At 60.5% G+C, this 12,252-nt stretch carries 7 protein-coding genes and 1 tRNA gene; 5 read left to right on the forward strand and 3 right to left on the reverse strand.

What is annotated here, in order from left to right:
- Positions 1-120: 120 nt before the first annotated feature.
- The 4 genes from K3557_RS08935 (at position 121) to K3557_RS08950 (ending at position 7,342) form a co-directional block, all read left to right on the forward strand.
- Complete coding sequence (locus K3557_RS08935; RefSeq protein ID WP_259999190.1) at positions 121-2,169, forward strand: ASKHA domain-containing protein; 2,049 nt, start codon at positions 121-123, stop codon at positions 2,167-2,169.
- A 72-nt stretch (positions 2,170-2,241) separates the two neighbouring features.
- Positions 2,242-2,315: transfer RNA gene (locus tag K3557_RS08940), tRNA-Gly, on the forward strand.
- 1,016 nt (positions 2,316-3,331) lie between these two features.
- Entirely contained in the window at positions 3,332-6,754 is a 3,423-nt protein-coding gene (locus K3557_RS08945; protein ID WP_259999191.1) for a Calx-beta domain-containing protein, read from the forward strand.
- A 105-nt stretch (positions 6,755-6,859) separates the two neighbouring features.
- Positions 6,860-7,342, forward strand: coding sequence for a hypothetical protein (locus tag K3557_RS08950; RefSeq protein ID WP_259999193.1), 483 nt, complete (start codon positions 6,860-6,862; stop codon positions 7,340-7,342).
- Positions 7,343-7,387: 45 nt separating this feature from the next.
- Here the strand turns inward: K3557_RS08950 and pgi are convergent, their stop codons facing one another.
- From pgi to zwf, 3 genes are read right to left on the reverse strand one after another with little or no spacing between them, the layout of a single operon-like run.
- Positions 7,388-8,995 carry a glucose-6-phosphate isomerase gene (pgi, locus tag K3557_RS08955; protein ID WP_259999195.1) on the reverse strand — a complete coding sequence of 536 codons (1,608 nt, stop codon included), beginning with the start codon at positions 8,993-8,995 and terminating at the stop codon, positions 7,388-7,390.
- Between the two features lie 17 nt (positions 8,996-9,012).
- Positions 9,013-9,684 (reverse strand): 6-phosphogluconolactonase, encoded by a 672-nt coding sequence (gene pgl, locus K3557_RS08960; RefSeq protein WP_259999197.1) that lies wholly within the window; start codon positions 9,682-9,684, stop codon positions 9,013-9,015.
- Positions 9,681-11,156 (reverse strand): glucose-6-phosphate dehydrogenase, encoded by a 1,476-nt coding sequence (zwf, locus tag K3557_RS08965; RefSeq protein ID WP_259992317.1) that lies wholly within the window; start codon positions 11,154-11,156, stop codon positions 9,681-9,683. The genes pgl and zwf overlap by 4 nt, the downstream gene beginning before the upstream one ends.
- Positions 11,157-11,296: 140 nt before the next feature.
- On the opposite strand from zwf, the gene K3557_RS08970 reads away from it, so the two are divergent.
- Positions 11,297-12,250 carry a radical SAM protein gene (locus K3557_RS08970; RefSeq protein WP_259999199.1) on the forward strand — a complete coding sequence of 318 codons (954 nt, stop codon included), beginning with the start codon at positions 11,297-11,299 and terminating at the stop codon, positions 12,248-12,250.
- The last annotated feature ends 2 nt before the right edge of the window (positions 12,251-12,252 follow it).

Consider the following 12,252-nt stretch of genomic DNA (forward strand, 5'->3'; position numbering starts at 1 on the left):
CCAAAGTCACCAAATATGGAAAAATGGCGCCAGCAGACGGGAAAATGCCGCCCATTGCCTTTCGCCTGCCGCAAAAGCCCATATGCTCCGCCTAAATTGCGGAATGAGAAGGCTACAGGCATGACTGACGAACCCCTCGTTGTGTTTACCCCATCCGGCAAACGCGGGCGTTTCCCCGCGGGCACGCCGATCCTTACCGCCGCCCGGCAGCTTGGGGTCGACCTCGACTCGGTCTGCGGCGGCCGCGGGATCTGCTCGAAATGCCAGATCACCCCGTCCTACGGCGAGTTTTCCAAGCATGGTGTGACCGCCGAGGAAGGCGCGCTGAGCGAATGGAACAAGGTTGAACAGCGCTACAAGGACAAGCGCGGCCTGATCGACGGCCGCCGTCTGGGCTGTCAGGCCACCGTGCAGGGCGACATCGTGATCGACGTGCCGCCGGAAAGCCAGGTCCACCGCCAGGTGGTGCGCAAACGCGCCGAAGCCCGCGACATCACCATGAACCCCTCCACCCGCCTGTTCTATGTCGAGGTGGAAGAGCCCGACATGCACAAGCCAACAGGCGACATGGAACGGCTGATCGAGGCGCTGGATGCCCAATGGGACCTCAAGGGCGTCAAGACCGATCTGCATATCCTGCATGCGCTGCAGCCTGCCCTGCGCAAGGGTGGCTGGAAGGTGACCGTGGCCGTGCATCTGGGCGACGCAAGCCACCCGCCGAAAATCATGCATATCTGGCCAGGCTTCTACGAAGGCACTGTGTACGGCCTGGCGGTCGATCTCGGCTCCACCACCATTGCCGCGCATCTGTGCGACCTGAAAACCGGCGAGGTCGTCGCCTCCTCCGGCATCATGAATCCGCAGATCCGCTTTGGCGAAGACCTGATGAGCCGGGTCTCCTATTCGATGATGAACAAAGGCGGTGATCAGGAAATGACCCGCGCGGTGCGCGAAGGCATGAACGCGCTGTTCACTCAGATCGCGTCTGAGGCGGAGATTGACAAAGCGCTGATTGTGGACGCGGTCTTTGTCTGCAACCCGGTGATGCACCACCTGTTCTTAGGGATAGACCCGTTTGAGCTGGGCCAGGCGCCGTTTGCGCTGGCAACCTCCAACTCATTGGCCTTGCGCGCGATGGAACTGGATCTGAACATCCACCCCGCCGCCCGCGTCTATCTGCTGCCCTGCATTGCCGGCCACGTCGGTGCTGACGCCGCCGCGGTGGCCCTGTCCGAGGCACCTGACAAATCCGAAGATCTGGTGCTGGTCGTCGATGTCGGCACCAACGCCGAAATCCTGCTGGGCAACAAGGAAAAGGTCCTGGCCTGCTCCTCCCCCACCGGCCCCGCGTTCGAGGGCGCACAGATCTCCAGCGGCCAGCGCGCCGCGCCTGGCGCCATCGAACGCGTCGAGATCAACCCGGAAACCAAGGAACCGCGGTTCCGGGTGATCGGCTCGGACATCTGGTCGGATGAGGACGGCTTTGCCGAGGCCATTGCCACTACCGGCATCACCGGCATCTGCGGCTCCGGCATTATCGAGGCGATAGCCGAAATGCGCATGGCCGGGGTGCTGGATGCCTCCGGCCTGATCGGTTCGGCAGAGCAGACCGGCACGGCCCGCTGCATTCAGGACGGGCGCACCAACGCGTACATGCTGTGGGACAGCTCTGCCGAGGGCGGCCCGACCATTACGGTCACCAACCCGGACATCCGCGCGATCCAGATGGCCAAAGCGGCGCTTTATTCCGGTGCGCGCCTGCTGATGGACAAATTCGGCGTCGAGAATGTTGACCGGGTGGTTCTGGCCGGAGCTTTTGGTGCGCATATCTCAGCCAAACACGCGATGGTGCTGGGCATGATCCCCGATTGTGTGCTGGACAAGGTGACCTCGGCTGGCAACGCCGCCGGTACCGGTGCCCGCATTGCGCTGTTGAACACCGAAGCGCGCGGCGAGATCGAGGAAACTGTCCGCAATATCGAGAAAATCGAAACCGCCGTGGAGCCGCGCTTCCAGGAGCATTTCGTGAACGCATCTGCCATTCCAAACTCGGCCGAACCGTTCCCGATCCTTGGCACCGTGGTGACCCTGCCGCAGGTGAACTTCAACACCGGCGGCGGTGATGGAGAAGGCGCTGGCGGAGGCCGCCGCCGCCGCCGCCGCGGCTGACCTTTCCGCATAAAAATACGCTGCGGTGCCCTTGACCTCACTGGCGCCGCGGCATAATCCTTTGCTCAACGAGCGGGTATGGTGAAATGGTATCATGCGAGCTTCCCAAGCTTAAGGCGCGGGTTCGATTCCCGCTACCCGCTCCAAATCACCCAAAACTTTTTCCTGACTTTCAATGTGAAAGCGGAGGCCGCCCCTGCGGTTCCGGTTGACGATACTGCATTAAAAGGGAAAATCGGGGCCACAAAGACTGCTTCTGGAGCGTGAGCCCCAGGTATTCCCGAAGTGTTTTTCTACTGCCCTGAGGCGCCGCCCCTTGCGCCCATCCGGAAACACATGATTGCCAGCATTCCGCCAGAAGCGGCTGCGAGCGGTCCGGTTCTAAACTGCAAGCGTCAGCACACCCAATGGCAGGCAAATCAAAGGTTTACAACGAACGCCCCGCCAGTCTTGACCTTCGCAGACGAAAATTCCCCGTAAAAGACGGACTCCTCGCCCTACCCTTAAATGGTCCCTTAACCAACAGGGGCAGCGGCCCGCAGGTATCGAGTGAATGTTTAATCAGCTTGGCGGGTCGCATCTTCAAACCGGCCTTACTTTAAACCGGCCTTACTTTGCCACCTGAATACCGCGAGAGGGATGCTTTCATTGCCATTCTGCGTTCGGCGGCAAAGCGTTGAACACTTCCGCAGACAACCAGCATAGCATGCTTTGGAAACTCAACCGTCAAAGAAACCGGATCATTTGCAAACGTTCAGCAATTTTACGAACAATAATGAATTGCTCCCGCTATTGTTGACAAAAACAACTGCAAGACACTACATTTTTAACGGTATCTCCCGCGTTGGGTGTTGTTGGTTCTTGGGGTAATTGGAGATGGTTCTGGTTTCGGGCTCTGCCTTTTATGGCAGGGCAATGTGTTTCCTGGAGATGCTAATCTACTGAAAACGGCCCTGTCCGGCACTGCATTGCCAGTGGCCGCACAGCAGTCGTCCGCCTGCCAGTCGTGATATCCGTTTCGCCTATCAGCCACGCCTTGCAGCGGCCGGGATGCTTTGACTGTTAGGGACCGCCCAAAAGGGGATCGCAGGACGGCTGCGGAATGCCTGGGGCGGTCCAGTTAACGCGCCGCTTACGGCAGCGCAGGCCAGCAGGGGGCAAAATGGCGACGATCAGCATCACGTCCGCAGACGCAATTGAAAGCATAGGATCCGGGTTCGGCGGCTTGGTAACCTTCACGGTCACGCTGTCCGAGGTTCCGGCCGACACGGTCACTGTCCAATACCGCACCATCGGAGGCAGTGCGGATGAAAGCATCGATTTCCCGAAAACATCCGGCACCATCACCTTTGCTCCGGGCGAAGATACCCAGACGGTCGAATTCCGTGTCAGGCATGATACCCTCGACGAGACTGACGAGGCCTTTGTTCTGGAGCTTTTCAACCCGGCCGGCGCATCCTTTGCGGGGCGGTCAGCCGTGCTGCGGCAAAGCGCTTTTGTACTGGACGATGACGGCGCGGGTCTGGACCGGGCGGTCTTTGTTTCCTCACCGGTTGTGGTGGAGGGAAATGGCGGCACCCAGAAAGCGGATTTCACCATCCGCCTGTCCGAACCGGCCGCCAGCAGCCTCACGCTGGATTACCGGACCAAGAACGGCAGTGCGATCGCAGGCGAGGATTACCTTGCCAAATCCGGCAGTGTCACCTTTCAGACCGGGCAGTTGGAAAAGACGGTCCGGGTCGACCTGACCGGAGACACTGCCTTGGAACCGTCAGAGTTTTTTCATCTGATCGTTGGCCCGGATGCCAGTCTTGGCGGAACTGCATCAGGTCTTTCGGGCACGGCCACGATCCTGGACAACGACGGCGGCAGCGGTTTACCGGTCTTGTCGCTGACCTCAGCCAATGCAGTGGAAAGCATCGGTTCGGGGTTTGGCGGCACGGTTGTTTTCACGCTGATGCTGTCGCGGCCCGCCGAAGATGCGGTCGAGGTGAACTACAGGTCGATGGCGGGCGCTGCTGACGAGGATATTGACTACCCTGGGTTTGACGGCACTGTGACCTTTGCCCCCGGGGAGACGCTGAAAACCATCGAGGTCCGGGTTAACCATGACAGTCTCATAGAAACCGATGAGGATTTCGGCATCCAGCTGTTTGATCCAACTGGAGCCGCATTTGCGGGCGGCGCCAAGGTGCTGCACGCCTCGGCCTTCATTCTGGATGATGACGGCACCAATCTGGACCGGGCGCTGACTGTGTCCTCGCCCATTGTTTTAGAAAACAACAGCGGTACACGTTCGGTACTGTTCGAGGTGCAATTGTCGGATCCTGCGGCAACGCAGCTGATGTTTGACTACGCAACCCGCGATGGCAGCGCGACTGCAGGGGAAGACTATACGGCTGCGTCGGGCAAATTGCGGTTTGCCCCTGGCCAGACCAAAACGGTAGTTGAAGTTGAGCTGACCGGCGATAAGACAGTGGAACCAAGCGAGTTCTTTCATCTGTCGGTGTCCCCGGGCAACGGGCTCGGCACGTCGGCCAATGGGCTGACCGGCACCGCAACGATCCTGGACAATGATGGCAGCGGCGGCCAGCCGGTCATTTCGCTGGCCGCGGCCGACGCGGTGGAAAGCATCGGAGCCGGCTTTGGCGGCATCGTGGAATTTACCGTGACCCTGTCCAAAGCCGCCGCTGACACGGTGACCGTCAACTACCGTTCGCGGGCGGGTTCCGCCGACGAGGCTATTGATTACCCGGGCTTTAATGGCACCTTGGATTTTGCGCCTGGCGAGACGTCCAAAACGGTTGAGGTCCGGGTCCGGCATGACAGCATTTCCGAGACCGATGAAAGTTTTGGCATCGAACTGTTTGATCCCGGCGGCGGTGTTTTCACCGGCAGCTCCAAGGTGCTGCGCGCGGACGCCTTTATCCTGGATGACGATGGCGTCAATCTCGACCGGGCACTGATGGTCTCCTCTCCTGTCATTGCCGAGGGCAACGGCGGCGCCCGCACAGCCCTGTTCGAGGTGCAAATCTCGGAACCGTCCGTCAACAGGCTGGTCTATGAGTACAAAACCCGCGACGGCAGTGCTGCCGCAGGTGACGATTACGTGGCGCAAGGCGGCAAGCTGCGATTTGCGCCCGGCCAGACCAAAGCGGTCGTCGAGGTGGAACTGACCGGTGACAGGACAGTCGAGCCGTCTGAGTTCTTCAGCCTGGTTGTGGAGCCGGCCAGCAGCCTTGGCAGCACCGTTAAGGGGCTGGTGGGCACGGCGGTTATTCTGGACGATGATGGCGGCGGCAAACGCCCGGTGCTATCGGTTTCGGCAACAGATGCCGTCGAAAGCATCGGGGCTGGTTTCGGCGGTACTGTGGTTTTCACCCTGACCTTGTCCAAACCTTCCTCCCAGGCAGTGACGGTGGATTACAATTCGGCAGCCGGATCAGCGACCGAAGGCGTCGACTACCCGGCATTTGCCGACACACTGATCTTTGCCCCTGGTGAAACGTCAAAGACCGTCGGTGTTCGGGTGCGGCATGATAGCGAGATCGAAAGCGACGAGAGTTTCGGCATTGAACTTTCCGGACTTGAGGGCGCGGTTTTCGCAGGCGGCAGCCGGGTGCTGCACAGCGATGCCTTTATCCTCGACGATGATGGCGTAAATCTGGGCCGCAGCATTCAGGTAACCGCGACCGAGGCTGAGGAGCCCTCTCAAGGCGGCAGGTTTGCAGTCTTTGAAGTGACCCTGTCCGACCCCTTCAGCAGCACTGAGAAAATCCGCTATACCACCAAGGACAACAAGGCCAAAGCCGGGCAAGATTACGTGGAAACCAAAGGGGCGTTAACCTTTGCGCCCGGCCAGACCAAGGCCGCGGTGAACGTGGAGCTGCTGCCAGATTACCGGGCGGAAGGGACCGAAGCCTTCTCGCTGGTGCTGAAGCAAGGCAGCTTTCCAGCCGGATTGAACGTGGCCAGCAGCATCACCGCCGCCAAGGCCCGGATCCTTGACGATGACATCAGGGGCACAGGCAGAAAGGACGACATCGACGGGACTGGCGGGCCGGAGGGAATTTATGGCCGCGGCGGATCCGACAAATTGAATGGCCGCGGCGGCGCTGACTGGCTGGACGGCGGCACAGGCAATGACACGCTGACCGGCGGCAGCGGCGGCGATACGCTGCTGGGCAAATCCGGGAACGACAGGTTGCATGGCGGTAAAGGCGGCGACAGTCTGACCGGGGGCAAAGGCGCTGATGATCTTACCGGCGGCAAGGGAGCGGATGTCTTTGTCTTTTACAGCGGAGATTCCGGTACCGGGCCAAACAAACGCGACACGGTCACCGATTTCAGTCGCAAACAGGGCGATAAGGCCGATCTCAGCGAAATCGACGGCGACCGCGATGCATCCGGTGTTCAAGACCTGATGTGGATTGGCCGGGATGCGGAATTCTCAGGCGCTGGCGAAGTCAGGTTCGATACCGCCCGGTCGCTTTTGGAAATCAATCTGGACGGGGACCCGGCTGCTGAGATGCGAATTGATTTTGATGGCCTGGACGTATTCGGCGCGCGGGATCTGATATTCTGAGTGCGGCCCCATTGCCACCTGCCAGCGCGTGGTTCCGCAAAACTGTGCTAACCTGACGCGGTCCGCCTGTGCAGTGCGGGCGGACCGTTTTGAGAGGGAACCAGTATGAAACGTCATTGTTTAATTTCGGCACTGTTTTACGCCTTCAGCGCGGGCGGCGGAATTGCCGGCACGACCTGGGACCAGGCAGGCACCGGAACGGGTATCTCGACCAGTTCTGTAACTGAAATTGCCGACGGGCATATGGTAATGCAAATCAGCAGTTCTTATGACAACATGGAAATGGCAGATGCGGGCCATCCGATGAACGGTGCATCAGGGCCGTGTTTCGGCGCGGTTGAGATTGCGTCCGGCAGCGTTGGCGGCGGCGGCATATGCGCCTTTACCAGCAGCACCGGCGACAAGGTTGTGCTGCATTGGACTGCTGAAGCAATGGATCCGTCCGGCGCCCTGACCGGCAGCTGGAAACTGACTGGTGGCACTGGGCACTGGTCTGATGCCGAGGGCGGCGGCGGCTTCTCGTCATTGACAGACCCGGAAACCGGGAAATTCGTCAATACCATCACCAGCAGCGTGACACTGCCCTGAATTGGCGGCGGGGCTTGACCTGCCCCGCCTGCACTAACGCCTGTCTCAGCCCTTGGAATTGCGCACAAAGTCCAGCAAGGCACGGGTGGACCCGTCCTTGCCCGCGTCATCTTTCTTCCCTGCCAGCAGCGGCATCAGGGAATCTGCCAGTTCCTTGCCCAGTTCCACGCCCCATTGGTCAAAGGAATTGATGCCTAGGATCACGCCTTCGGCAAACACCCGGTGTTCATAAAGCGCGATGATCTGGCCCAGCACATAGGGTGTCAGCTGCGGGTAGATCAGCGTGGTTGAGGGCCGGTTGCCCGGAAAAACCCGGTGGCGGGCCTGGCGCTGCAGCTCGGCGCCTTCATACCCGGCAGCCCGCATCAGCGCGCTGGCCTTCTTCAGGCTGCGTCCGCGCATCAGCGCTTCGGACTGGGCCAGGCAGTTGACCACCAGCAACCGGTGATGCGGCTCCAGCTCCGGCTCATGCCCCTTGGCTGCAACCAGGAATTCCGCAGGCACGACGGACGTGCCCTGATGCAGCAGCTGATAAAATGCATGCTGCCCGTTGGTGCCCGGCTCGCCCCATACGACAGGCCCTGAGGGATACGGCAAAGGCGCGCCATCCATCGCAACAGACTTGCCGTTTGATTCCATCTCCAGCTGCTGCAGATAGGCCGGCAGGCGCCGCAGCCGTTGGTCGTACGGCAGCACGGCGCGGGTCGGATGGCCGCAGACCTGATTGTGCCAAATGCCGGTCAAAGCCAGCATCACCGGCATGTTCTGTTCCCAGTCGGCCGTGCGGAAATGGTCGTCCATCGCCTTGCCGCCAGCCAGGAATTCACGGAAGCGGTCCGGGCCGACCGCCAGCATCAGGCTCAGCCCGATCGGGCCCCAGACCGAATAACGCCCGCCGACCCAATCCTCAAACCCGAACACATGCTCCCGCGGGATGCCGAAGGCTGCGGTTTCCTCTTCGGATGTCGACAGCGCCAGGAATTGGCGCGCAGCTTCACCACCGCCGGCCTCGACCCATCGCCGCGCGGTCGCGGCGTTTGTCATGGTTTCGACTGTGGTAAAAGTCTTGGAGGCAACGATCACCAAAGTTGTTTTAGGATCAATCCGTTGCAGGATGTCGTGAATATGCGCGCCGTCGACGTTGGACACAAAATGGCACCGCGGCCCGTTGTGATACGGTGCCAGCGCCAGCGCCGCCATCACCGGCCCAAGGTCAGACCCGCCGATGCCAATGTTCACCACATCGGTAAAGGGGCCGCCGGGGCCTGCCAGTTTGCCCGAGCGCACACGCCGTGCCAAACGCTCCATCCGCCCCAGCGTCGCGCGCAGAGGAGCACGGATGTCCTCTCCCTCGACGAACAATTCAGGACCGCCGGGATCCCGCAGCGCTGTATGCAGCACCGCGCGCTGCTCGGTTTCGTTGATCTCTTTGCCTTCAAACATGGCGTCCCGCCGCCCGGCAACATTCTGCTGGCTGCACAATGCCGTCAGCGCCGCGCGCACTTCGGCGGTGATCAGCGTCTTGGAGTAGTCGAACAAAAGCGCTTCAAACCGTACGCTGAACGCGTCAGCGCGGTTCGGATCTTTTTCAAACAACCCGGAAATACTCTCGCCGCATTCCTGGGAACGCAGCAACTTCAAATCCTTGAACATATCAATCTTTCCTGAATTCAAGGCGCCCAATGCACGGTTACCTCGGACATTACGGCTTGGATTGGCGCGGTTTCCGGCGGCAATGCAAGCGCCTGTTCAAGCGCCCGGCGCTTGGCGCCCCCGAAAATCACCAAATGTTTGGCTATGGCGGCATCCAGCACCCGTGCTGTCAGGCTGATGCGCGCTTCGGGCTGGCTGTCAGGCCGCATGACAACAAGCGCAGGCGCATCCGCCGCCAAAGCATCTTCGATCCCATCAGCGCCAGGAAACAGCGAGGCCGTGTGCATATCCTCGCCCATGCCCAAAAGCAGGACGGACAGCGGCAATTGCGGCACAACCAGGCTTTCCAATTCCGCCAGCACCTCTTCGGGCTGACGTTCCGGCACATGAAACGGCAGCAATTGCGCCGCAGCTGCCCGGTTCTGCAGCAACCGCGCGCGGATCATAGCTGCATTGGAACGCGGGCTGTCTGCGGGGACCCAGCGTTCATCCGTGGCCATAACCTGCACCCGGTCCCACTCAATGTCGGCTGCGCACAGATCGTCAAAGATCATCCCCGGCGTGGTACCGCCCGCCACTGCAAAAGAAGCCGCATCATGTGCGAGAAGATGGGTTTTCAGATCGCCTGCAATTTCATTGGCGACTTCGATCGCCAGCATGTCCTGATCAGGGTATTCGTTGAATTTCATGGGTTTATCCCTCTCCATTCACGCCCGTCGCGGCGCATCAGCAAATCGGCATCGCCGGGTCCGGTGCTGCCGCTTTCATAGGGTTTAGGCACATCGCCCCGGGACTTCCAGCCCGCAATCAGCGGATCCGTCCAGGCCCAGGCCGCCTCGACCTCGTCGCCTCTCATAAACAACGTCTGGTTGCCGCGCACAACATCCATGATCAGCCGTTCATAAGCATCCGGCGGATCGCCGCCTTCAGGTCCCAGCGCCTCGGCAAAGCTCATGTCCAGCGGCACATCCACCAGCCGCATTCCGCCCTGCCCCGGTTCCTTGATTGTCACGCTCAAAGTGATGCCTTCGTTGGGTTGCAAGCGGATTTTCAGGTGGTTTGCATGGCGCCCGGCCTCCGCCCCGAAGATCGAATGCGGCGCGTCCTTGAACATCACATTGATGACCGAAGACCGGTTCACCAGCCGCTTGCCGGTGCGCAAGTAGAACGGCGTGCCCGCCCACCGCCAGTTGCTGATATGCGCCTTCAAGGCAACATAGCTTTCGGTGCTGCTGCGTGGATTGCTGACCAGCCCTCGGTACGAAGGATGCGGGTCTGACGGGTCCAGGCGCGCCTGATACTGGCCGCGCACGATGTGATGCGGCTCTACCGGGTCCAATGCGCGGATCACTTTCAGCTTTTCATCCCGCACCGCGTCCGGGTCGAATTTGGCCGGCGGCTCCATCGCGATCAGGCACAAGAGCTGCATCAGATGGTTCTGCATCATGTCGCGCATCGCGCCGGCGCGCTCATAATACTCCTCGCGCCCCTCGACACCTACGGTCTCGGCCACGGTGATCTGGATGTGATCGACATACTGGCTGTTCCACAATGGTTCGAACAGCATGTTGCCAAAGCGGACCGCCATCAGATTCTGCACCGTTTCCTTGCCCAGGTAGTGGTCGATCCGGTAAATCTGGCCTTCATCGAAGTGACCGGCGAGCGTCCGGTTCAGCTCCCGCGCCGTTACCAGGTCATGGCCAAAGGGCTTTTCCACCACGATCCGCGTATCCGCATTGGCCAGCCCATGGCTGTGCAACCGTTCTGCCAGAGGGCCGAACAGGCCCGGACCCACCGAGAAGTAGAACATGCGGACTGGTACCTCATCGGCCGGCCGCAGCTTCAGGCTCAATTCCTGCCAGCCCTCTTCCCCCAACGCATCCAGCGCAACATAGCTGATCCGCTCCAGAAACGCCTCCAACGCCCCGCCGCCGCAGGCCTTGGGCCCCGCATGCACACGCAGCGCTTCAGCAACGATTGTGCGGTATTCGGCACTGGATAGGCCAGTACGCGCAGCCCCGATGATCCGCTCAGCGCCTGTCAGCTGGCCTGCGCAATGACGGCGGAACAACGCCGGCAGGATCTTACGCTGTGCAAGATCGCCAGTGCCGCCAAAAATCACCAGGTCAAACGGGTCGACCGGTATCACACGCGAAACCATTCTTGTTCTTCCTGTTCAAGCCGGTGCAGGCGCAGCACACCGCCGCTCACATCCCTGTCATGTGCCTGCCCGGCTGCTTTCAATTCCTGCACAGTATAAGGTAGCTTCCCGCGAAAGGAACTGCCCCAAAGGACATCCGCATGAAAGACCTGCAAAAACCCGTCGCGAACCTAGGCAAGTTTCAAGACGCCTTTGTGACGGCCAATGGTCAGCAACGCGCATCGGTGCCGCTCAGCAATCCCGAGACCCTTTGGTTTAACACCGGCACGCTGTGCAATATCGAATGCACAAACTGCTATATTCTGAGTTCCCCCGCAAATGACGCACTGGTCTATCTGACCGAGGACGAAGTGCAAAGCTATCTCAGCCAGATCGGGGAACGCAACTGGCCAATCCGCGAAATCGGATTTACCGGCGGCGAACCGTTCATGAATCCTGAGATGATCCCGATGGCCCGCGCCGCGCTGGAACGCGGGTTCGAGGTTCTGATCCTGACCAATGCCATGCGTCCGATGATGCGCAAGACGGTCAAGGCCGGATTGCTGGCCCTGCGGGAGGCGTTCGGAGACAAGATGACACTGCGCATTTCGGTCGATCATCACTGCGCCGCCCTGCACGACAAGGAGCGCGGCGCCGGCAGTTTTGCCAAAACCATCGAGGGCATGGAATGGCTGCGCGATAGCGGCGTTCGGATGGCCGTGGCCGGCCGCACCTTATGGGGTGAAAGCGAGACAGAATCGCGTGACGGATTTGCCGCCCTGTTTGCCGCGCATGGCTTTGCCATTGATGCGCACAACCCGGGTCAGACGGTTTTGTTTCCTGAAATGGACGAAACCGTGGAAGTGCCTGAAATCACCACTGCCTGCTGGGATATTTTGGGGAAATCCCCGGACAGCGTCATGTGCGCCTCGTCCCGCATGGTCATAAAACGCAAAGGCGCCAAGGCACCCGCTGTGCTGGCTTGCACGCTGCTGCCCTACGCGCCGGAATTCGAGATGGGTGAAACCCTGGCCGAGGCGGAACGCCCGGTGCAGCTGAACCACCCGCACTGCGCCAAATTCTGCGTCCTGGGAGGCGCCAGCTGCTCGGCCTGACG

This window comes from Leisingera sp. M523 (assembly GCF_025141335.1).
GTDB lineage: Bacteria > Pseudomonadota > Alphaproteobacteria > Rhodobacterales > Rhodobacteraceae > Leisingera.